This window comes from Cytobacillus sp. ABV4_503 (assembly GCF_056158445.1).
The window spans coordinates 2,566,964-2,590,611 of record NZ_JBSWTH010000001.1 but is presented as its reverse complement, the minus strand read 5'-3'; the positions used below and the strand labels follow the sequence as shown (position 1 = coordinate 2,590,611).

The 23,648-nt window shown below is 44.1% G+C and carries 26 protein-coding genes and 1 riboswitch; of the genes, 24 read left to right on the top strand and 2 right to left on the bottom strand.

From position 1 onward, the window contains the following. The first annotated feature begins 80 nt into the window (after window positions 1-80). The 21 genes from ACXAD1_RS12980 to ACXAD1_RS12880 all read left to right on the top strand — a co-directional run bounded on the left by ACXAD1_RS12980 (window position 81) and on the right by ACXAD1_RS12880 (window position 19,999). The gene (locus tag ACXAD1_RS12980) at window positions 81-440 is read left to right on the top strand and encodes a winged helix-turn-helix transcriptional regulator (protein ID WP_009334102.1); all 360 of its coding nucleotides are present in this window, start codon (window positions 81-83) and stop codon (window positions 438-440) included. A gap of 156 nt (window positions 441-596) precedes the next feature. Next, on the top strand, window positions 597-1,814 hold the full coding sequence (locus ACXAD1_RS12975; RefSeq protein ID WP_474910237.1) for an MFS transporter: 1,218 nt from the start codon (window positions 597-599) through the stop codon (window positions 1,812-1,814). A gap of 191 nt (window positions 1,815-2,005) precedes the next feature. Continuing rightward, window positions 2,006-2,184, top strand: a riboswitch (cobalamin riboswitch). Window positions 2,185-2,416: 232 nt separating this feature from the next. Continuing rightward, entirely contained in the window at window positions 2,417-4,039 is a 1,623-nt protein-coding gene (gene cobJ, locus ACXAD1_RS12970; protein ID WP_474910236.1) for a precorrin-3B C(17)-methyltransferase, read from the top strand. 9 nt (window positions 4,040-4,048) lie between these two features. Further along, the gene (gene cobK, locus ACXAD1_RS12965; protein ID WP_474910235.1) at window positions 4,049-4,819 is read left to right on the top strand and encodes a precorrin-6A reductase; all 771 of its coding nucleotides are present in this window, start codon (window positions 4,049-4,051) and stop codon (window positions 4,817-4,819) included. Beyond that, the gene (locus tag ACXAD1_RS12960) at window positions 4,807-5,481 is read left to right on the top strand and encodes a precorrin-8X methylmutase (RefSeq protein WP_370222422.1); all 675 of its coding nucleotides are present in this window, start codon (window positions 4,807-4,809) and stop codon (window positions 5,479-5,481) included. Before cobK ends, ACXAD1_RS12960 begins: the two co-directional genes overlap by 13 nt. Next, window positions 5,456-6,592, top strand: a complete 1,137-nt coding sequence (locus ACXAD1_RS12955) for a cobalt-precorrin-5B (C(1))-methyltransferase (protein WP_474911306.1) — start codon at window positions 5,456-5,458, stop codon at window positions 6,590-6,592. The genes ACXAD1_RS12960 and ACXAD1_RS12955 overlap by 26 nt, the downstream gene beginning before the upstream one ends. Then, window positions 6,567-7,760, top strand: a complete 1,194-nt coding sequence (gene cbiE, locus ACXAD1_RS12950) for a precorrin-6y C5,15-methyltransferase (decarboxylating) subunit CbiE (RefSeq protein WP_474911305.1) — start codon at window positions 6,567-6,569, stop codon at window positions 7,758-7,760. Before ACXAD1_RS12955 ends, cbiE begins: the two co-directional genes overlap by 26 nt. After that, on the top strand, window positions 7,761-8,465 hold the full coding sequence (gene cobI, locus ACXAD1_RS12945; protein ID WP_206844331.1) for a precorrin-2 C(20)-methyltransferase: 705 nt from the start codon (window positions 7,761-7,763) through the stop codon (window positions 8,463-8,465). Further along, window positions 8,462-9,244 (top strand): precorrin-4 C(11)-methyltransferase, encoded by a 783-nt coding sequence (gene cobM, locus ACXAD1_RS12940; protein ID WP_474910234.1) that lies wholly within the window; start codon window positions 8,462-8,464, stop codon window positions 9,242-9,244. The genes cobI and cobM overlap by 4 nt, the downstream gene beginning before the upstream one ends. After that, complete coding sequence (locus ACXAD1_RS12935) at window positions 9,237-10,373, top strand: cobalt-precorrin 5A hydrolase (RefSeq protein ID WP_474910233.1); 1,137 nt, start codon at window positions 9,237-9,239, stop codon at window positions 10,371-10,373. Before cobM ends, ACXAD1_RS12935 begins: the two co-directional genes overlap by 8 nt. Next, the gene (locus ACXAD1_RS12930) at window positions 10,370-11,755 is read left to right on the top strand and encodes a cobyrinate a,c-diamide synthase (protein ID WP_474910232.1); all 1,386 of its coding nucleotides are present in this window, start codon (window positions 10,370-10,372) and stop codon (window positions 11,753-11,755) included. Before ACXAD1_RS12935 ends, ACXAD1_RS12930 begins: the two co-directional genes overlap by 4 nt. Beyond that, a complete protein-coding gene (locus ACXAD1_RS12925; RefSeq protein WP_474910231.1) occupies window positions 11,724-12,353 on the top strand; it encodes a precorrin-2 dehydrogenase/sirohydrochlorin ferrochelatase family protein in 630 nt (209 codons plus the stop codon). Before ACXAD1_RS12930 ends, ACXAD1_RS12925 begins: the two co-directional genes overlap by 32 nt. Then, the gene (gene cobA, locus ACXAD1_RS12920) at window positions 12,350-13,111 is read left to right on the top strand and encodes a uroporphyrinogen-III C-methyltransferase (RefSeq protein ID WP_206844340.1); all 762 of its coding nucleotides are present in this window, start codon (window positions 12,350-12,352) and stop codon (window positions 13,109-13,111) included. Before ACXAD1_RS12925 ends, cobA begins: the two co-directional genes overlap by 4 nt. Further along, window positions 13,105-13,659 carry a nitroreductase family protein gene (locus tag ACXAD1_RS12915; protein WP_474910230.1) on the top strand — a complete coding sequence of 185 codons (555 nt, stop codon included), beginning with the start codon at window positions 13,105-13,107 and terminating at the stop codon, window positions 13,657-13,659. The genes cobA and ACXAD1_RS12915 overlap by 7 nt, the downstream gene beginning before the upstream one ends. 13 nt (window positions 13,660-13,672) lie before the next feature. Continuing rightward, entirely contained in the window at window positions 13,673-14,212 is a 540-nt protein-coding gene (locus ACXAD1_RS12910) for a cob(I)yrinic acid a,c-diamide adenosyltransferase (RefSeq protein ID WP_206844344.1), read from the top strand. A gap of 65 nt (window positions 14,213-14,277) precedes the next feature. Beyond that, a complete protein-coding gene (locus ACXAD1_RS12905) occupies window positions 14,278-15,114 on the top strand; it encodes a class I SAM-dependent methyltransferase (RefSeq protein WP_474910229.1) in 837 nt (278 codons plus the stop codon). Next, on the top strand, window positions 15,111-16,151 hold the full coding sequence (locus ACXAD1_RS12900; RefSeq protein ID WP_206844349.1) for a FecCD family ABC transporter permease: 1,041 nt from the start codon (window positions 15,111-15,113) through the stop codon (window positions 16,149-16,151). Before ACXAD1_RS12905 ends, ACXAD1_RS12900 begins: the two co-directional genes overlap by 4 nt. A 2-nt stretch (window positions 16,152-16,153) precedes the next feature. Continuing rightward, a complete protein-coding gene (locus ACXAD1_RS12895) occupies window positions 16,154-16,918 on the top strand; it encodes an ABC transporter ATP-binding protein (protein WP_474910228.1) in 765 nt (254 codons plus the stop codon). Between the two features lie 24 nt (window positions 16,919-16,942). Continuing rightward, complete coding sequence (locus tag ACXAD1_RS12890) at window positions 16,943-17,923, top strand: ABC transporter substrate-binding protein (protein WP_474911304.1); 981 nt, start codon at window positions 16,943-16,945, stop codon at window positions 17,921-17,923. Between the two features lie 227 nt (window positions 17,924-18,150). Next, entirely contained in the window at window positions 18,151-19,347 is a 1,197-nt protein-coding gene (locus ACXAD1_RS12885; RefSeq protein ID WP_474910227.1) for a CbiX/SirB N-terminal domain-containing protein, read from the top strand. A gap of 157 nt (window positions 19,348-19,504) precedes the next feature. Continuing rightward, window positions 19,505-19,999: a CBO0543 family protein gene (locus tag ACXAD1_RS12880; protein WP_206844359.1), complete on the top strand. Its 495-nt coding sequence runs from the start codon at window positions 19,505-19,507 to the stop codon at window positions 19,997-19,999. A gap of 120 nt (window positions 20,000-20,119) precedes the next feature. Here the strand turns inward: ACXAD1_RS12880 and ACXAD1_RS12875 are convergent, their stop codons facing one another. Next, window positions 20,120-20,704, bottom strand: a complete 585-nt coding sequence (locus ACXAD1_RS12875) for a hypothetical protein (protein WP_474910226.1) — start codon at window positions 20,702-20,704, stop codon at window positions 20,120-20,122. Window positions 20,705-20,914: 210 nt separating this feature from the next. Between ACXAD1_RS12875 and ACXAD1_RS12870 the strand changes: the two genes are divergently transcribed. Together ACXAD1_RS12870 and ACXAD1_RS12865 are read left to right on the top strand one after the other, a co-directional pair. Then, window positions 20,915-21,481 carry an MOSC domain-containing protein gene (locus ACXAD1_RS12870; protein WP_474910225.1) on the top strand — a complete coding sequence of 189 codons (567 nt, stop codon included), beginning with the start codon at window positions 20,915-20,917 and terminating at the stop codon, window positions 21,479-21,481. A gap of 53 nt (window positions 21,482-21,534) precedes the next feature. After that, window positions 21,535-22,215 carry a lysoplasmalogenase gene (locus ACXAD1_RS12865; protein ID WP_474910224.1) on the top strand — a complete coding sequence of 227 codons (681 nt, stop codon included), beginning with the start codon at window positions 21,535-21,537 and terminating at the stop codon, window positions 22,213-22,215. A gap of 41 nt (window positions 22,216-22,256) precedes the next feature. Here the strand turns inward: ACXAD1_RS12865 and ACXAD1_RS12860 are convergent, their stop codons facing one another. After that, a complete protein-coding gene (locus tag ACXAD1_RS12860; RefSeq protein ID WP_206844367.1) occupies window positions 22,257-22,832 on the bottom strand; it encodes a CBO0543 family protein in 576 nt (191 codons plus the stop codon). Window positions 22,833-22,925: 93 nt separating this feature from the next. On the opposite strand from ACXAD1_RS12860, the gene ACXAD1_RS12855 reads away from it, so the two are divergent. Further along, a complete protein-coding gene (locus ACXAD1_RS12855; RefSeq protein ID WP_206844369.1) occupies window positions 22,926-23,480 on the top strand; it encodes a DUF3231 family protein in 555 nt (184 codons plus the stop codon). The last annotated feature ends 168 nt before the right edge of the window (window positions 23,481-23,648 follow it).

The following is a 23,648-nucleotide window of genomic DNA, read 5'->3' as shown; positions in this document are numbered from 1 at the left end:
TTTTTATGGAAGAACGCACTTTTTTGTGAGAAGGTTACTAAAAGGATACTTTTAGACTGCAGGGAAGTGGAGGGGATTTTATGGATGACTTGCGGAGCGAAGTGAGGAAGAAAATTGAAAATAGAGAATTTAATTGTGAAAAAGAATTGACATTATCCCTTATTAGCGGCAAGTGGAAAATAACGATTATATACTATTTAGGAACTGACGGGACTTTACGATTCAGTGAAATTAAGCGTCTGTTTCCAAAAATCACCCACAAGGTATTGACAACTCAGATTAGAGAATTAGAGGAAGATGGGATTGTTCATCGGAAAGTTTTCCCGGAAGTCCCGCCTAGAGTGGAATATTCATTAACAGAATTAGGGCAAAGCTTAATGCCGGTTATTTTAATGATGTACGATTGGGGGAAAGAAAATATAAAAACATTCATAAAATAGGTTGACAATGTATGGATTTATTTAAGAGATGCTGACTTTGTGACGTCCTATACAGAGCAGGTATAACGCAGTTTAATATTGTTGAGAGGATAAAAAGTTATGTTTCAGATTTTCAATATAGCTCCAATACTATGCTTTATTTGAAAGAGGGATATTATGATTCCAGGTTCATGGAGAGCGTTAGGATGGATTGGATTAGCTGAATTATGCGCATTAAGCTTGTGGTTTAGTGCTTCTGTAATAGCCCCTGAACTGATTCAAGTATGGAATCTTAGCTCCAGCTCAGAAGCATGGCTGTCTGCTTCTGTCCCAATTGGCTTTGTAATGGGTGCATTAGTTAGTTCATATTTTGGGATAGCAGATCGTTTTAATCCCCGAAAGGTTCTTGCCGTTTCAGCGTTTCTGGGTGCGCTATTGAATGCCTTGCTTTTATTGGCAGATCAGGCTTTTTTCGGTATTATGCTTAGGATATTAACCGGTGTATCACTCGCTGGTGTATACCCGACAGCTGTTAAAATATTATCTCAATGGTTTCCGAAAAAACGCGGGCTTGCTGTTGGTATCTTAATAGCCGCATTAACTCTAGGGTCCTCTTTGCCACATTTTATTGTTATATTCTCTTCTTCTTTAAATTGGCAATTAGTGATTATTTGCAGTTCAATATTGGCTCTCCTGGCAGCTGTAATTGTCAATTGGGTTTTAACAGATGCTCCAGTAACAACGAAAAAACTACCTTTCTCTTTTAAATTAATAAAAAAGGTAGTTTCGAATAAACCAGTAATGCTTGCGAACTACGGTTATTTTGGGCATATGTGGGAATTGTATGCGATGTGGACGTGGATTCCTATCTTTATGACTGCTAGTTTTACAAGCTATTCTCCAGGGATTCCTCCCTGGTTCATTGCATTGTCCTCTTTTATTATTATCGGAATTGCAGGGGGGATTGGCTGTGTAGCAGGCGGGCTAGTCTCAGATAAAATTGGAAGAGCAAATCTAACGATTATTTCTATGTGTATCAGTGCCATTTGCTGTATCTTGATTGGCTTTACTTTTGGTCAATATATTTGGTTAACTCTACTCCTTTCTATCATTTGGGGAATGTCTGTCATCGCTGATTCTGCACAGTTTTCTGCCGCAGTTTCAGAAGTTGCAGAAGTTGAGTATGTAGGAACAGCCCTGACTTTTCAAATGTGTATTGGTTTCCTGATCACTATATTTTCTATAAATCTAATCCCTATTATTCAGAGGTTAGTAGGATGGGATTGGGTCTTTGCCTGTTTAGCGATTGGACCGATTCTTGGCATTGTATCTATGGTCCAGTATAAACGGCATGATTTTAATAATGTCAAAGGGACAATCGGTCATTTTAAATAAATTAAACAACATCTATTTGGTCTAACTTTGTGAATTATATCCCAGCAAAAATTAACTCCTGAATAGCAGATATAAGTTCTTTTTACCAATTCCTATATCTAAAAGTCAAAGGCATTAACATAGCATTTAAAAAATTAAGAAAAAAATAATATGTCAAAATTGGTCATTATATGTTATATTAGTAAAAAATTAATATATCAATTTGAATAAGTGCTCACTTTTCGTGAGGTAAAAGGGAAACCAGTGAAAGTCTGGTACAGCCCCCGCTACTGTAAGAGCTGATGAAATTACAATGCCACTGAGAAATCGGGAAGGTGTAAGAGTAAGAAGAAGCTTAAGTCAGGAAACCTGCTTATTTGAACGACACTTGCTTTTCGGAGGGAGAAGTATAGGCGGGACAATTATGATCAATTGTTTTTGAGTTTCAGTATGCTTATTTTTATACTGTCATTTCATATGCCTGTATTCCTTTGAAAAGGAGTGCAGGCATTTTTTATTTGGCAAGAAGCATTGAACTTTGAGAATGGTCTGGCGCAGAGTTCCTGCTCGAGCAGTACGGCAGCAGGCAAGGCGCTTGTGCTTTTCTTAATTGGAGGTTACCTATGAAGAAGGGAAAAATCTTTGTTGTCGGCTTCGGTCCGGGCGATCGTGAGCATATAACCAAACGGGCTGTGGATGCGCTGCAGCAGAGTGATTGCATTATTGGCTACAAAACTTACGTAGATCTGATCATGCCATTCGTTACAGCAAGTTCCATTGTCAGCACAGGGATGACTGAAGAGGTATCCCGTGCGCAGGATGCAGTGAAACGGGCGGAAGCCGGCCATATTGTTTCCGTGATTTCGAGCGGTGATTCGGGTGTATACGGCATGGCCGGCCTAGTGTATGAAGTGCTGATCGAAATGGGCTGGAAGGAAGAAGAAGGAATCCAAGTGGAAATTGTTCCTGGCATCTCCGCGATTAATTCATGTGCAAGCTTACTGGGTGCACCTGTCATGCATGACTCCTGCACCATCAGTCTGAGTGATCATTTAACACCCTGGACGGTAATCGAGAAGCGGATTGAAGCAGCCGGAATGGCGGATTTTGTCATCGCTTTATATAACCCGAAAAGCGGCAGGAGGACACGGCAGATTGTCGAGGCACAAAGGATTCTATTAAAATATCGTTCTCCTGATACACCAGTGGGGCTTGTGAAAAGTGCTTACCGTGAAAATCAGAATGTCATTCTGACGACACTGGCGGAAATGCTTGATCACGATATAGGCATGCTGACAACAGTTGTGATCGGGAATTCCTCCACTTTCTTTTATGACAACAAGATCATTACGCCGAGAGGCTATCAGCGCAAGTACACGCTTGGGGAAGAGAAGCAAACCTTAAAGCCGCATCAGCGTTTAAAAAAGGAAACGGAGCCATGGGCATTAAATCAGGAAACCGGGGAAGCCCAGGCCGGCTACGAGCAGATTGAAAGCAAAAAACAAGCAGACAGCTCACTGGATATGGCTTTTAAGGCATTATCGATGGTGACGAAGTCGGAGATTGACCAAACTCATTTGGTGCAGCAGCCAATCGAAGATATTTTTGAATTTGCGGTTTCGCCTGGTGTAGCCAATAAATTTATTACAGCTGACCAAATGCGTGTACTGGCAGAGGCTGTTGGCGAGAAAGGCACCATGGAATATACACCGGATCACCGATTCTTAATCAAGATTCCAACCGGGCGGCCACAGTCGATTGTGGAAAAACTCGAACAGCACGCTCTGACAGTCATGCCGGTGGGTGATGTGCTAAATGTAAAAGCGTGCGATTTTTGCTACGGGGAGAAGGCAGAATCCATTCCGTATGCAGAGGAAATTGCAGCTGAACTCGGAGGCTTAAAGCTTCCAAAGGAACTGCATATTGGCTTTAATGGCTGCGGTATGGCCTGTTATCGGGCGGTATTTGATGATATCGGCATTGTTTACCGAAAGAAGAAGTTTGATTTATTTATCGGGGCAAAGCCGGTTGGCCGGACAGCCCATGCTGCCCAGCCGGTGGCAGAGGGAATTGAGCCCGATCAGCTGGTGCCGTTATTAAAGGAGATTATCGAAGAATACAAGGAAAATGCGCATCCAAATGAACGGCTTTTTAAATATTTTAAGCGCGTGAAAAAAATTCAGTATTTTACCTATCAGGATATGAGCTCCAGGATCGAAGTAGAGCCGGCTCCATGCGGGGATTAGGAGGATCTCATGATTTTATTTTTAGCAGGCACAAGTGATGCGAGAGCATTAGCCATTCAATTGAAAATTCAAGGTTATCCCTTATTGGCAACTGTTGTCACAGAATCGGCAGCAGACAGCTTGAAAGCTGAAGGCATTTCTTATAAAGTGGGGCGGCTGTCTGAAAATGACATGATTGAATTAATTCAGATGCACGAGATGACCACTGTAATTGACGCCAGTCATCCCTATGCGGAAGAAGCATCAAAAACGGCCATGTCAGCGGCTAAAGCATGCAGCATTCCTTACATACGTTACGAAAGGCCAAATGAACAGTTTACCTCACCGCTCATTACTGAAGCTGAAAGCTATGAGGAAGCAGCAAAATTGGCTCAATCGCATAAAGGGACAATCATGCTGACAACCGGCAGCAAAACGCTCGAAATCTTCACAAAATATTTGATGCGGGATGAGATCCGGCTTGTATGCAGGATGCTCCCAAATATAGGAAACATGGAAAAATGCCAAAAGCTTGGCGTTAAACAAAAGGACATTATTGCGATCCAGGGACCTTTTTCCGAATCATTAAACAAAGCTCTTTGTGAGCAGTATGAAGTGACCCTGATGATTACAAAGGAAAGCGGCAAAGTGGGATCAGTGGATGAAAAGATGACCGCTGCCCTGGAATTGGGGATTCCTGTTATTTTGATTAAGCGGCCGCCGCTCGTATATGAAAACTTCTGCACTTCTTTTGAAGAAGTGACTCAAAGATTGGGAGGGCTTTACACATGGCAAACATGAACTTTAATACCACATTTGTACCATTAACGGTAGATCCGGATAAAATTTATGACCACAGCTTCGCGATTATTAAAGAGGAGATGGGCGAGCATCCATTTACAGATGAGCAGTGGCTGGTGGTTCGGCGCGTCATCCATGCCTCGGCTGATTTCGAGCTGGGGCGCAGCATGATTTTTACTTCAGATGCCATTGAAGCAGGGGTTCAATCGATTTTAGCTGGCCGTCATGTCGTGGCAGATGTACAGATGATTGAAAGCGGGTCAGGACGCAAGCGATTTCAAAAGCATGGCGGGGACCTGCATTGTTATATTGCGGATGAAGATGTTTCAAAGGAAGCAAAGGCCCAGGGAACAACACGTGCGATCATTTCCATGCAAAAAGCAACGAGTCTGCATCAAGGAGGAATCTATGCCATCGGCAATGCGCCAACAGCGCTCCTGGAATTGATTCGTTTAGTGAAAGAAGGGCTCGCCAAACCTGACTTGATTATTGGCATGCCAGTCGGCTTTGTATCAGCGGCAGAGTCCAAAGCCGAGCTGGCCGTGCTTGAAGGAATCCCATTTATAACGAATGCAGGGAGAAAGGGTGGCAGTACAGTGACGGTCGCTGCACTGAATGCCATTTCGATTATGGCGGATGAACGGGCAAAAGCAGCGAAATAAAAAAGATCCTTCCCAAATGCGGCACGGCTATACGACTGGTGCCTGTGCCGCAGCCATGACAAAGGCAGCACTGCAGGCGCTTGTGACCGGAGAGGTGCCCAATGAAGTTACGATTTATCTGCCGGTTGGCCAGTATGCCACTTTTAAAGTGACGGCTTTTGATCGGTCAGAAGGCCGTGTCATGTGCGAAACGATCAAGGATGCAGGGGACGACCCGGACGCCACACATCAGGCACGAATTCAAAGTACGGTCACATATGCAAAACAAGAAGGCATCCATTTAGATGGCGGGATCGGTGTGGGACGAGTCACAAAAGCAGGGCTGCCAGTAGCGGTAGGGCAGGCAGCGATCAACCCTGTGCCGCGTAAAATGATCCATGGTGTAGTCCAGGAAGCAATGGACAAATATAAAGTAAATCGGGGCATTGAAGTGGTCATTTCGGTTCCGGACGGTGTCGAAATAGCTGAAAAAACATTGAATGGCCGATTAGGCATTATTGGAGGTATCTCAATTTTAGGTACACGGGGAACGGTGGTGCCATTTTCCAGTTCCGCGTATATGGCGAGTATCGCTCAGGCGATCAATGTCGCAAAAGAAGCAGGTTGTGAGCATTTAGTCATTACCACAGGCGGCCGCAGTGAAAAATTTGCCATGAAGCAGTATCCGCATTTGCCGGAAGAAGCCTTTATCGAAATGGGCGACTTTGTCGGTTTTACTTTGAAGAATATAGCAAGGAAGAAGATTCCTAAAGTCTCTCTTGTAGGGATGATGGGGAAATTCTCAAAGGTTGCACAGGGAGTTATGATGGTGCACTCGAAAAGTGCCCCAGTCAGTTTCGAGTTTTTAGCAGGTATGGCCAATAAAGTGGAAGTCAATGAGGAAATTCAGCAGGACATTTTACAGGCAAATACGGCTTCACAGGTTGGTGAAATGCTTCAGGGAAACGAAGAATTTTTTGAAGCCCTTTGCCGAAACTGCTGCTATTATGCACTGAATCATATGAACGCAAACGTCAAAGTGTCGACAACTCTGTATGCCATGAACGGAAGCTGTCTAGGAAAGGCTGAGAATATTGACAAATTGGATGAAGATGATTGGTATCGGGGATAATGGCGCGGAAGGATTGCTCCCCCCATACATAGACTGGATTCATGAATGTGAAGTCCTGGTCGGCGGGGAACGCCATTTACAATTTTTCCCGGAATTTACTGGAGAGAAAAAAGTAATCAAAGGGGGCTTGTCGGCATTAACGGCTGACCTGCAGCAGGAAACACGCAATACGGTTATTTTGGTATCAGGTGATCCGCTGTTTTATGGGCTTGGCGGTGTATTGGCGAGAAAGCTTCCATTGGAGATTTATCCTTACACAAGCTCTGTTCAGCTCGCTTTTTCAAAAATGCAGGAGAGCTGGCAGGATGCGTATATTGTCAGCCTGCACGGCCGTTCAATTAAAGGCTTTGCCCAAAGAATCGACGGGCGGAAAAAGATTGCTATTTTAACAGATGAAAAGAATTCACCGCAGGCCATTGCGAAGTATTTAAAGAAGTTCGGCATGACGGAGTATGATGCCTTTGTTGCTGAGAATCTGCAGGGGGACGAGGAGCGCTGCCAGTTTCTCACCTTGGACGAAATGGAACAATCGTCTTTTTTTCCATTGAATGTAGTGATTTTAAAGCAGCGTGAGGCAGTGGAGCGCGCCTCACTGGGAATTCCGGATGATAAGTTCGTGCAGAGAAAACCGGATAAAGGCTTGATTACGAAAAGGGAGATCAGGACTCTTTGTATCCAGGAGCTGGAGTTAAAGGAAAACAGCATCGTCTGGGATATTGGTACCTGCACAGGCTCCGTTGCGATTGAAGCGGCTAAAATAGCCCGGGAAGGTGCCGTGTATGCGATTGAAAAGAATGAGGGCGATCTGGAAAACTGCCTGGAAAATCAATTAAAACACCGGACAGATTTCACGGCCGTCCTTGGAAAGGCGCCTGAGAGGCTGGATGAATTTCCTGATCCGCATGCGATTTTCATTGGAGGCAACGGCGGCAATATGGAGCTTTTATTGCAGACATGCCATTCACGGCTGAAGCCAAACGGCCGGCTCGTTATGAATATTGCCACAATCGAAAATCTCGCTGAAGCGATGCAGCATTTGAAAAATCTGGGCTGCGAAGTATCCGTATTGCAGGCGCAGATTTCAAAAAGCAAGCCAATCCTGCATTTAACGCGCTTCGTACCGTTAAATCCCATTTTTATTGTGACTGCAAAGAAAGGAAAGAACTAAATGAGAATTGGAACTTTGTATGGATTAGGAGTCGGGCCGGGAGATCCGGAGTTAATCACGGTAAAAGCATTCCGCAAATTGCAGGAAAGCCCGGTCATTGCTTATCCCAAAAAATTAAGAGGCAGTAAATCCTACGCACATCGCATTGTAGACATGTATATAAATCCCGAAGAAAAAGAGATGCTCGGTTTGGTTTTTCCAATGACAAAAGATGAAGATACACTAAGGGCTGAGTGGACAAAATCCGCTGAAGCCATATATGGCTTTTTGTCTCAGGGAAAAGATGTCGCATTCGTGACGGAAGGGGATCCGATGCTGTTCAGCACATTTATCCATTTAATGAAGCTGATGCAGGCAATGCATCCTGATGTTCCGATTGAAACGGTAGCTGGCATATCGTCCTTTAATGGTTCTGTTAATCGCTTAGGAATTGCCCTGGCTGATGGCGATGACCATGTCGCGATGATTCCGGCAACCGAGAATATGGAGGAAATGCGGCGGGTGATTGAAACTCATGATGCGATTGTCTTCATTAAAGTAGCGAAGGTATTGGATGAAATGCTGAATCTGCTGGAGGAAATGGATTTATTGGACAAAACACATGTTGTAACAAAGGTTACATCTGACGAAGAGGTCATATGGAATGTCCATGAGCTCCGGGGTGCAGAATTAAATTACTTGTCATGTATGGTGGTGCGCAAATGAAGAAAATTTGGATTATCGGGGCAGGTCCTGGAGATCCCGATTTAATTACGGTAAAAGGCTTAAAGCTATTAAAAGAAGCCGATGTTGTCATGTATACCGACTCTCTTGTCAGCGAGACCTTAGTGGCGGAAGCCAAGGAGGCGGCAGAGATTATCCGCACAGCCGGGATGCATCTTGAAGAAATGGTGGATTGCATTGTTGAACGAGTCCATGCAGGCAAAACGGTTGTACGTTTACATACAGGCGACCCTGCCATGTACGGGGCAACGATGGAGCAGGTGGCACTATTGAAGCAGCACGATATCAGCTGCGAGGTTGTGCCGGGCGTCAGTTCTGTTTTTGCTTCCGCAGCAGCAGTCGGGGCAGAGCTGACCATTCCGGATTTAACGCAAACCCTTATATTAACAAGGGCTGAAGGGCGGACACCAGTGCCGGAGCGTGAAAAATTACAGGCATTGGCCAGCCATCACTGTACCATCGCGATGTTTCTAAGTGCGACCTTAACAAAGAAAATCACAAAAGAACTGCAGGCAGCCGGTTGGGCAGACAATACACCGGTGGCGGTAGTGCAGCGTGCTTCATGGCCGGATCAAAAAATTGTCCGCACCACATTGTCTGAGCTGGACGAAGCGATGCGTGTCAACGGCATCCGCAAGCATGCGATGATTCTGGCAGGCTGGGCATTGGACCCGCATATCCATGAGAAAGAATACCGCTCGAAGCTATATGACAAAACGTTCACACATGGCTTCCGCAAAGGTGTGACGGCGAATGATTAGTTTGCGCGAAGGTGAAATCCCGGTAATCGAAAAGCGCAAACCCTATGTCCTTGTTGCCATTACAAAGCATGGGGTGGCGCATGCAAGAAGCTATGCGGAAAAATTCCCATATGCAGATCTATATTATATGAAAAAATTCGAACAGGGCGATGAGGAAGCTCGGCAGATTCAATTATTTGATGGAACGGTCCGCCTATTATTGCCCGCATTGTTCCAGCAGTATAAAGGGATTATTTGCATCATTTCCCTCGGTGCTGTTGTCCGCATGATTGCCCCGCTTTTGATCGATAAAAAGAAGGACCCAGCCGTGCTGGTGGTTGATGATAAAGGCCAGTATGTCGTCAGCGTATTATCCGGCCATATTGGCGGTGCCAATGCATTAACACATGAATTTGCCCATGCGATTGGGGCGGCGCCTGTTGTGACCACCGCATCAGATGTTCAAAAAACAATTCCGGTCGATTTATTTGGCGCCCAATTTGGTTGGATGTGGGATAGCGAAGAAAAATTAACACCTGTCAGTGCATCGGTTGTTAATGAAGAGCATGTGGCGATCGTGCAGGAAACCGGGGAAAAGAATTGGTGGACGTATGACAGGGAAATGCCGGACAATCTAAAAATTTATCCATCAATAGAGGAAGCCATCAAGGCAAAGCCGCAAGCAGCACTGCTTATTACAGATCGCATTCTAGTACCGTATGAAGAGGCGCTGCTTGAGAACGGGGTCCTGTACCGTCCAAAATCAATAGTTCTTGGTATTGGCTGCAATCGAGGCACGTCATTGGCAGAGATTGAAGGAGTAATTGATGAAACATTGGCGGAGCTAGGTTTGAGCAAAAAAAGCGTCAAAGCGATTGCATCTATTAATCTGAAAAAAGACGAGGCAGGATTGCTGGAATTAACAGCTAAATATAACTGGCCTTTTGTTACATACACACCTGAAGAGCTGAATGAGATTCCGATGCAAAATCCGTCGGACACCGTCTTTAAATATACGGGCGCGTATGGAGTCAGTGAGCCGGCGGCCATGAGGTATGCGAATGCGAAGGAATTGCTGCTGGAGAAGAAGAAAAGCGGCAATGTGACCATCAGTATTGCACGCATCAATTTTGAGGAGGGAAGAGGATGAATCGATTTGTTCTGGCCGGAACAGGAAGCGGTGTCGGAAAAACAACCTTCACCATCGGCATAATGCGTGCGCTGATGAAGCGCGGGTTAACCGTACAGGGCTTTAAATGCGGCCCTGATTACATTGACCCTGCGTATCATACAGCTGTCACCAAACGCCCTTCCCGAAATATTGATAGTTTCATGATGTCCCATGATACCGTGCGTGCCATTGTCGCAAGAGCGAGCCGCGATACAGACGTATCGGTGATTGAGGGAGTGATGGGCTTTTATGACGGAAAATCACCATTATCCAATGAAGGTTCTGCTGCCCATATTAGCGGGATTACAAAAAGTCCCGTCATTTTAATTGTCAATGCGGCAAGTATGGCAAGAAGTGCGGCGGCGATTGTCAAAGGTTTTCAAATGCTGGATGAAAGCTCCCATATCGTTGGAGTCCTTGCCAATCAATTAGGAAGCAAAAGCCATTTTGATATTGTCAAATCAGCGATTGAACAAGAATGCGGAATTCCTGTCATTGGCTATCTCCCAAAAGGAGCTGTAGCCGAGATGCCAAGCCGTCATTTAGGGCTGGTGCCGGCCATAGAACGCGGTGATTTAGATTCCTATTTTGAAAGTCTGGCAGAAGCGATTGAAGAAACAGTGGATATTGATCAGCTTCTGGAACTAACGAAAGCCAAGGTATTGGAGGTCTCCTCTTCCATTTTTGATGCACAGCCGGAAAGACAGGAAGTACATATTGCGGTTGCCAGAGATGCGGCCTTTAATTTTTACTATGAAGAAAACTTAGAATTGCTGCGGGCCCATGGTGCCGCATTGCATTTCTTCTCTCCGCTGGACAACGAGGAAGTTCCTGAAATAGCGCAGGGGCTTTACATCGGCGGCGGCTTCCCGGAAGAGTTTGCTGAAGCATTGGCTAAAAATGAGGCAGCTAAGCTATCTATAAAGGCCGCGCTGGAGCGGGGAGTGCCGACATTGGCAGAATGCGGCGGCTTTATGTATTTAACAGAAGAAATTGTGGATCGAAAAGGACAGGCATTCCCGATGATCGGTGTGATTCCGGGCCGGGTCAGGATGCAGGATAAATTGGCTGCACTCGGGTATCGGGAAATTACAGGTGTTCCGGGCAACTTCCTGATGAATGAAGGAGAGCAGGCAAAAGGGCATGAATTCCATTACTCGGCATATGAAGGGAATCATCCTTCACCGGCCTATTTCAGCAAGGGCCGCTTCCGCTCTCAGAAGGAAGGCTATTTAACTGATAATCTTGTAGCCGGCTATACACACTTTCACTTTGCATCGAATCCGCAGCTTGTGAAAAATTGGCTGGCAGCTTGTTTGGAGGCAGAACATGAATTATTTTCCGTTATTAATGAATCTTGATTATAAAAAGGTGGTTATTGTCGGTGGCGGACATGTGGCACGCCAGAAGGCTGAAGCCCTGCTGCCGACAAAAGCCCAAGTAACTGTGATCAGCCCGGTGGTTACTGAAAAATTAGAGCAGTATATCCATGAAGGACTTGTGACATGGAAAGAAAAATCGTTCGAACCGGCTGATTTAGATGACGCGGCCCTTATTTTTGCCGTAACAAACGACGAAGAAGTAAACAATGCAGTGGAGGAAGCCGCACAGCATTGGCAATTGCTTAGCCGCGCAGATGCAAAGGGACGTGTGGATTTCATTAATCCTGCAGTTGTCCGCCGCGGCGAATTCATCTTGACGGTATCTACATCGGGCGCAAGCCCCGGTTTTACCCGCAAGGTGAAGTCAGAATTAGCAGAGCAATATGGAGAGCATTACGCGCAGTATGTATCATTTTTAAAGGATGCCCGTCAGCGTATCTTAGAGAAATATACTGGGGATGAGAAAAAGCAGCTATTGGCAGAGCTTCTGGATCCTCAAATTTTGGAGTGGATAGAGCAAGGCGATAAGCAAAAATGTGAAGACTGGCTGCTTAAGCGTATAGGAGAAAAGCAATGAGCGGATTTGTCTATATTGTTGGAGCTGGACCAGGTGACCCCAAACTGCTGACAATTCGCGGTTTGGAATGCATCCAGCAGGCTGATGTGATTTTATATGACCGTCTTGTGAATGTGGAAATGTTAACACACGCAAAAGCAGATGCAGAGCTGATTTATTGCGGGAAAGAGCCGGGAAGGCATGGGTTGATTCAGGATGAAATCCATCGGGTGCTGGTAGAACAGGCTAACCTTGGCAGGCAGGTGCTGCGCTTAAAGGGAGGCGACCCATTTGTCTTTGGACGAGGTGCTGAAGAAGCGGCCATATTGCGGGAAGCAGGTATTCCCTTTGAAATTGTTCCTGGTATAACTGCCGGAATTGCTGCGCCTGCTTATGCAGGAATTCCTGTGACACACCGTGATCATGCGGCAAGCTTTGCGATTGTAACTGGCCATGGCCGCGCCGAAAAGGAGCAGGACTTTCTTAAGTGGTCTGCGCTTGCTCAAATTGACACGGTCGCCTTTTATATGAGCATTGGCAACATTGAACACATTACGAAAAGCTTAATAGCCAATGGTAAAAGCGGAACAACCCCTGCTGCTGTGATTGAATGGGGCACAACTGCCAGGCAGCGGACGATTACAGGGACACTCGAAACGATTACAGAGGATATCCGGATTCATGGCATCTCGAATCCATCGATGATTTTGGTTGGAGATGTGGTTGGAGTACGGGATCAAATTGCCTGGTTTATAGAAAAGGAGCATGAATTATGTTAGAAGCCTTGAAAAAACGCCGTGCGATTCGAAATTTTGAATCGCGCGAAGTAGAACGGGAAAAAATCGAGACATTATTAGCAGCAGCCACATACGCACCAAATGACCGCATGCGTGAGCCGTGGCATTTCTATGTATTGCAGGGAGAAAGCTTAAAACGCTTCGAGCAGGTGGCACTTGATTACCTGCAAAAACGCTTTCCGGCGAAGCCGCATTTAGTGGAAAGCTCCATGAAAGCCATCACGAACACACCCCTGATTATTGTTGTGACATCCGCCATTGTTGAAGGCGATGAAGGGGCGACAAAAGATAATGTCTTTGCCGTAAGCAGTGCCATTATGTCGATGTGGCTGATGGCAGAACAGCTGGGATTAGGCATGGTATGGCGTACAAGAGGCGTTGGTCTGGTGCATGATACCTCACTGCATGATTTTATTGGTGCATCTGAGCAGGAGCAATTAGTGGGAACGCTATGCATCGGCTACCCGGCAGAAGAAATTGCTTCCGAGAAAAAGCGTACACCATTTGCTGAAAAGACTACGTGGCTTTAAGGAGGTATGGTCTATGGCACAAAAAGGGATGCTGCTGGTTTATACAGGCGATGGCAAAGGAAAAACAACCGCCTCGCTTGGTGTCGCATTAAGGGCAATTGGCCGGGGCATGAAGGTAAAATACTATCAATTTATTAAATCACCGGAACGTACATATGGTGAAAAGCTGGCCCTCAGGAAACTGGGTGTTGAAACTGTGCAGCTGGGAATCGGGTTTACCTGGACGAAAACACCGGAGGAGCACCGTGAAGCACTTGCAAGAGCCTGGCAGACGGTAAAAGAAGAATTAAAAGATGAAACAACAGATGTATTAGTGCTGGACGAACTGAATAATGCCCTGGCCATCACACGTTTTCCCATTGATGATGTGCTGCCATTAGCAGAGGTGCTGGAGGCCATTCAAAACCGTCCCAAAACGATGCATTTGGTGATCACAGGGCGTTCTGCACATCCTGCCATTCTCGAATTAGCCGATTTAGCGTCTACCATTGATGCCACCAAACATTATTATGCCGAACAGGATGTTAAAGCCATGAAGGGGCTGGAGTTCTAAGCAGCCTGCCCGGGCTATTTAGGACCCTGTATCTAGTTAGGTTTTGGAAATTGAGGAGAATTTCAATGATAAAAGAATCCCCTTTGCAATACGATTTTGAGAAGCTCTGGAAAGAAGGCATGCTGGATTGGCATGGCAGGATGCCGGAGCGAATGGTAGATGATGGACTGGAGGAAGCCTTTTGGACGCAGTCCATGAAGAAAAAGAAATACAAGCAGACAGATGAGTATGCCAAAAGGGTCTACGAAAAAATGAAGAAGCATATCCCGGAAGACTCAAGCTGTATTGAATTCGGTCCGGGATGGGGCAACTATACCTTTCCGCTCAGCCAGGATGTCAGAAGTTTAACGCTCGTGGATGGTTCAAAGAGTGTGCTCGGTTACTTAAAGCAGTATTTTGAAGAGGAGGCCCCTATCCAGTTTGTCCACAGTAAATGGGAAGAAGCACAATTGGAGCCGCATGATGTCGTGGTGGGGGTGAACTGCTTTTATCGAATGTATGAAATGAATGAAGCGCTGAAAAAAATGAACAGGCTCGCAAAAAAGCGTGCCATTATCGGCTTAACGACCGGTCCTATTCAGCCGCATTACGTCCTGTTGGATGAACAGTTTGGCTATGACATTAAATACCCGCGCAGGGATTATATCATGATCGTCAACATGCTGTACCAGTTAGGCATTTATGCAGATTGTGAAATAATAAAGCTTGAGCGGGAGCACCGTTATGATACATGGCAGCAGTTACTTGATGCCGGGAGCAAGAAAATCTTATCTCCCCGGTTTGAGCAGGCACATGTAGAAGCTTCATTGGAACGATTTATTTCCAAAGAGGATGGCGGGTATGTGTACCGTTATCCTTTCCATGCGGCAATCATCAGCTGGGAGCCTGTGAAGCATATATGACAAGGGGACGGTTTGCATTACTGTTGGCTTCACTGGGGGCGGGGCTGCTTGCTTCCATGACTTTTGCCGTGATGGTGGGATCTGTGGACATTACCCCGCGCCTTATTTGGGAAGTGCTGTTCTCCAAGCTGGGTATATTCATAGCAACAGATTCTTCTAAGGCACAGGCGGTTATTATTTGGGATATACGATTCCCTCGTATTGTACTTGCGGCCATAGTAGGTGCCGCACTGGCCATTTGCGGGGCAGCCATTCAAGCATTAGTAAAGAATTCAATCGCAGATCCCTACATTCTGGGTGTATCTTCCGGTGCATCTGTTGGAGCTGCATCTGTTATTTTACTTGGTGCATTCAGCGTGCTTGGCGTCTATGCCATTTCCCTGGCCGCATTTTTAGGCGCCATTTTTGCGGTCATGATTGTGTTTTTTTTAGCACGCGTCAATGGACGCGTATCGGTCATTCGTCTCCTTTTGGCAGGAATTGCGGTTTCGATGGTGTTATCCGCCATTACCAATTTTATGCTGATGATGTCCAAGCAGCAGGGCGGCATTCAAGCGGTCATGCATTGGATGCTCGGCAGTCTGGCGGGCGCGAAATGGTCCAATCTTGGCATCCCGTTTTTTTCACTGCTGCTCGTTTTTATTCTGCTGCTCATGAATTATCGGCAGCTTAATGCTTTATTGCTTGGAGAGGAAACGGCCGCGACACTTGGCGTTAATCTGGACCGGTTTCGAATCTTTATCATTCTCTTTGTATCCCTTCTGACCGGTGTGGTCGTCGCGGTCAGCGGAAGCATTGGCTTCGTCGGGCTGATTATTCCTCACATCGTGCGGATGTTGGTGGGGTCTAATTACAAACTGGTTCTGCCGATAAGCGCACTGATCGGTGCCATTTTCTTAGTTTGGGCGGATATGGCCGCCCGTATGGTGCTGGCGCCTGAAGAAATGCCAATCGGGATTATTACCGCTATTTGCGGATGCCCATTCTTTATCTGGATGCTTAGGCGAAAGCGTTATTCTTTTGGGGACGGTGAGTAAGGATGCTCCAGGTCAAAAATATGTCCTTTTCAGTGCCGGACAAGCAAATTTTAAATAATATCACTTTTTCTGTGGAACAGGGAAAATTCGTTGGAATCATTGGACCGAATGGAAGCGGAAAATCGACGATGCTAAAAATCATTTATCGTCATTTAAAACAAACGAGCGGTTTCGTGACGTTATATGAAAAAGATATTCTCGATCTTCCGCAGAAAAAGCTTGCTCAGGAGTTAGCTGCTGTCAGTCAGGAAACACCGGTGCTCTTCGATTTTACAGTAAAAGATTTGGTCATGATGGGGCGGACGCCGTACAAAAAATGGCTTGCCGCTGATAAACAGGAGGACTTTGCCATTGCCGAAGAAAGCATGATGCTCGCAAATGTGCTTCACTTGGAAAACCGCATGTTTAACCAATTATCCGGCGGCGAGAAGAAACGGGTGATGCTCGCACGCGCCCTGGCACAGCAGGCAAACATATTAATTCTGGATGAACCGACCAATCATCTGGATATTGAACATCAATATCAATTAATGGATTTAGTGAAGGATTTGCCTATCACCATTGTGGCTGCCCTTCATGATTTAAACCTGGCCGCAGGGTATTGCGATGAACTCCTTGTCATGAACGATGGAGCTCTTTATATGTCGGGAACACCGGAGCAAGTCCTGACAGAAGAGACATTGAAGGAAGTCTTCCATATGCAGGCGGGTGTTTCGAAAAATCCATTTACCAAAAAACTTCATCTATTTTTTCATACAAACTATTAACGTGAAATTGAGGGACCTATGAAAATGAAAAGCAGCAGAATTTGGGCTTTCCTGGTTTTAGCGGCAGCATTATTATTGGCCGCATGCTCAGCAGAGGAAGCAAACACAGCAAAGGTGAAAAGTGAACAAGCGGAGCAGACGGAGAAAGTGGTTATTGAAAATGAAGGCTTTGTGAATGAATACGAAGAAGCGCCAAAGCGTGCGATATCATTGAATCAGCATGTGACAGAAATCATGCTGGCACTTGGCTTAGAAGATTCAATGGCTGGTACTGCATTCTTGGATAACGAAATTTATGAGCCATTACAGGAGGCATACGGCAAAGTACCAGTATTGGCAGAACAATATCCATCAAAAGAGCAAGTCATCTCATCAGAAGCAGACTTTCTATATGGCGGCTGGGAAAGTGCCTTCAATGAGAAAAACATTGCAACACGTGAAGAACTAAAGGAATTAGGCATTAACAGCTACTTACAATCTTCATCTGTGAAAGTGGCACCAACCCTGGAAGATATCTATAGTGACATCCGCAATATCGCAAAAATTTTCCGGGTGGAAGAACGCGGTGAAAAACTAATTAACGAAATGAATCAAGAAATTGATGCCATTACATCCCAATTGCCCGAAGTAAAAGAGCCATTACATGTGCTGGTTTACGACAGCGGCGAAACAGACGTGTTCACGGCCACACAAAACTTCATGAACACACTTGTCACAATGGCAGGCGGGCACAATGTCTTTGGTGATGTAAAAGGAAACTGGGCCACCGTCTCAAAAGAAGACGCAGTAGATCGCCAGCCTGATGTCATCGTAGTGATAGATTATGGCTCAACAACTGCCGAACAAAAAATAGAATTCCTTAAAAAGGACCCTGCATTAAGCCAGACACCTGCCGTACAAAACGAACGCTTTGTCGTCCTGCCGCTGTCGGCAGCATCTGAAGGAGTTCGTGTCGGGGAAGCGCTTGAGGTTTTGGCCAAGGGTTTCTATCTGGAGGCTTTTTAACATTTGGGTGTTTATGAGAACTTTGTTGCTTTTGAACGGTTATTTAAATATAACCGCTGAGTTGATTGGAGCGGAGGGCACTTGACTCCTGTGGGAGCAGCGGGACAGGTGAGACCCCACAGGCGAAGCCGAGGAGGCTCACCGCACGCCCCACGGAAAGCAAGTGCCCGCAGCGGAAAGCAACGGGCATTATTCATAAGCAAAACTTAATAGAAGGAGGTCACCTAATGACAACCTGGAACCTAACGCAAATGCAGCGTCACCTGCTAATATGCAACGGCGCAACCTGCATGGGTGCTGGAGCAGAAGAAGTCACACAGCAAATACGCGATGAAATCCGGAAAAACCGTTTAGACGAGCATATTCACACATCCCGTACCCGCTGCAACGGCCGCTGCAAAGACAAATGCGTCGTCATTGATTACCCAAAAGGAACCTGGTATTCAGTCCTGCAGGAAGAAACAGCCCGCGATATTGTTCATGAAGCAGTGAAGGAAGAGTCAATCATTTACTCCATGGAACACGGCGAACGCAAACGCAATGAAAACCGCATAAAAGGAATCGATAAATACAAGAAAGGAAAAGGAACAATGAAAAAAGCTGTCCTATTTGTCGGCCATGGCAGCAGGATGGAGGCAGGGAATCACGAAGTCCGCCAATTCGTCGATCAAATGAGAGACTATATTGACCCAGCCCTCTTGGTAGAAACCTGCTTCTTAGAATTTGCATCCCCCAATATTGAAGACGGAATTCAGATTTGTGCTGAAAAAGGGGCAAATGAAATCCATGTCATTCCCATCATCCTATTGCATGCGGGACACTCCAAGCTGCACATTCCAGCAGAAATTGAACATGCCAAAGAGCACTTCCCGGATATTCAGTTTACCTATGGCCAGACGATAGGGGTTCATGATGAGGTTCTTGAAATATTAAAAACAAGACTTGCAGAAACCGGCTTTGATGTAAATCAGACGCATGAAGATACAGCCATTTTATTAATCGGACGAGGCGGCAGCGATCCATATGCCAATGCTGATTTTTATAAGATCAGCAGATTGCTGTGGGAAATGTTAAATGTATCATTCGTTGAATGTGCATTCATGGGGGTTACAACCCCAACCGTCAAGGATGGGATAGAGCGCTGCATTAAACTGGGCGCCAAAAAAATCATCATGCTGCCGTATTTCTTATTTACCGGCATTTTAATGGAAAGAATGAACAAAATGTCCGAACAGTTTAAAGAAACCTATCCTCAAATAACCATAGATATTGCTGAATACTTCGGCTACCATCCAAAGCTGAGAACTGTGCTATTAGAGCGTATGAACCAAGCCCTTGACGGCACTTCGACTGGAATGCAGGACCTGGAAAATTTCCGTAAGTATGCAGAAGAACACGGTTATGAACATCATCACCATCATTAAAATGAATAATTCTATATGATAATGGATCCGGCTGCCAAATGGCAGCTTTATTTTTTTCTAAAAGCTTAGGTGCAAATTAGAATTAACAGGTTCAAAGAATAAATAAATTCAAAATGGGTGAATTTAGTACTATCTGTAATAGAAAGGCTGGTCTTCAATGGAGAAAAAATTATTAAACCTGCTTCTCGGATTGTGCATTTGTTCAGTTCCGTTTTTGTTTAAAGGGAAAAAAATGAGGGAGACATTAGTTATTTTTTTCTCGAAAGGCGTTCTTGCCACTCTGATTGATGCCTATGTTGTTGGAACAAAAAGAGTAGAATATCCAGTCCGCCCTTTTTCAAGAATTTTTAAAACGAATCTGATTTATGATATTTTGTTCTTCCCGCTTTTAAGTGTGATTTGGGTTAAAATTTCTTACAATGACAAGTTAGGCAATATTCTTCTCAAAAGCTTGCTGTTCAGTGTGCCAATGAGCATTGCCCAATGGTTCTTTGAAAGAAACACGAGACTATTTAGGTGGAGGAAATGGTCCATTTTCCATACATTTGGCAGTGTGAACTTTACCTTATTCACTATAAGAGGATTTGTCGGGTTTATTAAAACATTGGATCGATTAAAGAATAATCGGAACTTATCTGAGATGGAAGGTTAATGATGTTCTGCAAACTGCCTTATTATCTCCATAAAAAGTTAATGCTGCCATTACGGCAGCATTTTTTATGTGATTCTTACTCCTTGCAAAGTCTAAGATTGCACAACCGGGATTCCACGTTTAATGTGAATGGTCAGCTTTACTAAATTTACGCTCTGTCCATAAAAAAACGTCCGTTATTACCTTAGCTAATATAATTACGATTAGGTAACATGCAAAGAGAAAAAAATAATTCGTGCCTCCATATAACTTGAAAAGACCGAGACCTATAAGAAGAGGCTTAAAAACAAATGCTAAAACGGCAGAAGTCAGCCCAGTATAAACGTAGTAATTTTTTTTATGATTCAATGTCCATTGATAAACAAGCATAAATGTAACAGGAACGAAACTTGAGTCAAGGGATATACCTGGAATCATTGGAATCATTGGAAAAGGATAATTCAGCAGCCCGGAATTTTTATTGTACAAGTCGATATAGCCAAAAAGCATATGAATACTATAACCATAAAATCCTATAAAAAATAATTTCCTTTTATCAATTTTAAAAAATAACACAAGTAAAGGAACAATAAATAGCATAACCATAAACCAGTATTCAAAAGAAGTGTAAATGCTGAATTCCAACCAGTAATCATGTAAAGCTTTTTGTCCTTCTTTACCCATTTTGACAATATGATCAAATTCTTTTAGCCGGTTTTCCTCCATGGCAAATGAACCCCTTTTAGCTGCGAGTTAGTTATGTCTATATTTCCAAATTTCTTATTTTTATATGTGTGATTATAAAAGGATATTGAGAAAGGATTAATCATTAACTTATCGTTTATCAAACAATGTTGAAGTAGTGAAGGACTAATTAATTCTTTATGGAATAAATAACTAACAGGAGACTAAAGAAAAAAAAGGTGTGTGGAATAAATGCAGGATGACATAAAGAAATTTTCACTAGTGGGTAAAGTCATAGCGGTTAGCTTAAGCCAAAAGCATACTTTCAGTAAAAAAAATCAAAATATCATAAAGCTGGTGAAGAGTTTAGGGGTTGAAGGAGATGCCCATTTTGGTTCAAAAGTTAAACACCGGTCCAGAGTGAAACAAAACCCTGACCAGCCGAATCTAAGACAGGTTCATTTAATCCACAGTGAGTTATTTCAGGAGTTAGCAGACCGTTTCCCTATTGAACCAGGCCAAATGGGTGAAAATATTACAACTTCCGGAATCAATCTTCTTGAATTGCCTGTAAACACAATCCTTTTTTTGGGGCAATCTGCTGTTATCAGGATAACAGGATTGCGCAATCCCTGTGCTCAAATCGATCAATTTCAGCCTGGCCTTTTACATGCAGTAATAGAGAAGGATGAAAATGGAAAACTCATTAGAAAGGCTGGTATTATGGGGATCGTGCTGGAGAGCGGAGAAGTGAAGCCAGGCGATGAAATCCGCGTTCAGTTTCCGCCTAAGCCTTTTACAAGGCTGGAAAGGGTTTAAAACCTTTTAAACAAATAGCAACTTTCATTCGGACACAGGGAGATGGATTTCTATTGAAAAAAATGCTGATTACTATTTTAATTGTACTGACGGCTATCTTCTATATTTTCATTGTTCCCCATGAGCCTCTGGCAATCAAAATTATCTTTAAGCTGATTCCTATGGTGCTCATTATTTTTTATGCATTCCGAAGACTCCCTGCCAGTCCAGAGCCGGCATTGCGTTTTGTCGTTATTGGCCTGTTTTTCTGCATGCTTGGTGATGGATTCATTGCTGTTTCGTTTGTTGCAGGTCTTGGTGCTTTCCTTGTAGGGCATCTTTTTTATTTGACTGGATTTTTGAAAATGTCTCGGATGTCAAAGCTGCGCCTTTCAGCCATCATTCCGATAGGTTTCTATTCTTTGATTATTGGCAGCCAGCTGATTGCTTCCTTATCTGAAGGAGGAAATGATGCATTAGTGATCCCGGTTATGGCCTACATGCTTGTCATTTCATTAATGGCCTTATCAACCATACTAACCGGGAACAAGAGGGCCATTGCCGGAAGCATTTTGTTTGTTATCTCGGATTCAATCCTTTCATGGAATATGTTTGTTTCAGATATTGTTTATTCAGATGTGTTTATTATGACTACTTACTACTCTGCCCAATTTCTGATTGCCGATAGCCTTGCTTCATTTGGAGAATCGGCAGGGGAAAAGGCAGCAATACTGGATGTAAAACAGCAGCTGTGATTTGTATGCCCAAAAGACTTTCTCTATAAAAAGAAAGTCTTTTATTCTTTTCCTGATCCTTTTTCCAGACCATGAAAACTCTCCATTCTCGTTATCCAATACCCACTGTAGTAAAGAGTGAGGAAGATGACAAAGTCATATAAAGTAGACCAGTTTTTTGGGTTATAAAAGTCGATGGCATCAAAGAAATTCATCCCTCCAAAAGCTCCAATGGCAGAGAAGAGTATTCCTTTAAAGAAGCTATTCATTTTAGGCATTATTTGAAGGGCAAACATTACTCCGACTGGAGCTAATGAAAAGTGATATGGCAAAAATAAAAATGGTGCCAGTGGAATAATGATCATAGGGTATGACCATAATCCCATAGATAACGCAGCTAAATCGATAATAAGAGACATTATGATGACTAATAAGCCAGCTAAGAGAAGACGCCCGGTGCTGTCCTTCTTCCTATACTTAAACCATATCAGCCAGGGAATGATAAACAAAGCAAGACCAGCCCACCATTGCCCCGTAGTAATAAATTCGTTTTTCACTATATCCGCGAATGCTGTGCTTATCTCCGTATATTGTTCGTATGCTTGTTCAGACTTGGCCAGTCCTTTTTCAAACGCCATGGCTGCGCCCCCATTCTTTTTACTTATTTTCAATTGCTTTTTTGTATTTTCTTTCCACCAATAGACAACATATAAAAGTAAGGAGGTCAAAAGATGCCTAACCCATTAGAAGCAATCTTTAATATGCTCAGAATTTCATTTGATAATACTAATGAACCGAAATCTCCGCTGCATGTGATTGAAGTCGGAGACTTGTGGAAGTATTTAACCCTGGTAGAAGAATTTATCCGGTATGAAGAAATGAGCTTAAACACAACTACAGATGATGAAGTGCGGGAAATGCTTACAGATGTAGTAAAGGTATGTGAAGCGCAAGTAAAAAGATTAAGCAAATTCATGAAAAACGAAGGGATTCCTTTACCTGACGTAACATCTTCAAAACCAAATTCAAACCCGAAGGATATTCCTTTGGGAGTTAAGTTAACGGATGATGAAATTGCCAATGGCGTCGCATTCAAATTAGTAATATGTTCACAAGCATGTGCAACGGGCCAGGTTGATGCTGTCCGAAATGATGTAGGTCTCATGTGGACTGAATTCTTTTTAGAATGGACAGCAATAGGTGCAACTGTAAAAACCTTGATGAGGAAAAGGGGATGGCTCAAAGTTCCGCCCTATTACTATGCTCCAGGTTCCCCACAAAGGTAGAAATCCGACTCAAAGGTTTGAGTTGGATTTTTACTTTTTAGGATGAGTTTTTTTGAGTGGAATTATAAATTCAAATAAAAGATCCATTTATAACAGGTGCCCGGATCTTAAGTCATCTAAATGGCTTAAGGTAAGGTGGCTTTTTTTGTATGTTTCAGCTATTTTTAG